The 396-nt window shown below is 70.2% G+C and carries 1 protein-coding gene; it reads right to left on the bottom strand.

Features of this window, described 5'->3' with window-relative positions; genetic code table 11:
* Positions 1 to 396, bottom strand: a 396-nt coding sequence (locus D7Y04_RS43385; protein ID WP_199749850.1) for a glutaminase, incomplete at both ends; no start/stop codon positions are given.

Below are 396 nucleotides of genomic sequence, written 5' to 3'. Positions count from 1 at the left end.
CCTGCCGGCGAAGCGTGACAACCCCTCGTGGATGAACCGCCACCGGGCCTCGGGGCTGGTGCCCGGCACCAGGCTCGTCGTCGCGAGCGCTCCTGAGTTCACCATGGGGTTGGTCCGCCCGTCCGGGCTCTGGTCTATCGCCATGGCCGAGTTGAACGGCAGGCCGGTGGCATTGACCCCCAGCTTGCGCCGCGCCACCTCCGGGCCCAGCGCCTGGCAGACGAGGGCGAAGACGAACGGCTTGGACACACTCATGAGGGTGAACGGGTGGTCCACGTCGCCCGCTCCGTGGCTGCTGCCGTTGATGCCGGCGACGCACACGCCGAAGAGGCGGGGGTCCACCCTCGCCAGCGCGGGGTAGACCTGGGAGCACGCTCCCTCCGTGTTCTCTCGATG

The organism is Corallococcus sp. AB038B (genome assembly GCF_003668955.1).
In the GTDB taxonomy this organism is placed as follows: Bacteria; Myxococcota; Myxococcia; order Myxococcales; family Myxococcaceae; genus Corallococcus; species Corallococcus exiguus.
This window is presented reverse-complemented; position numbering and strand designations above follow the sequence as displayed.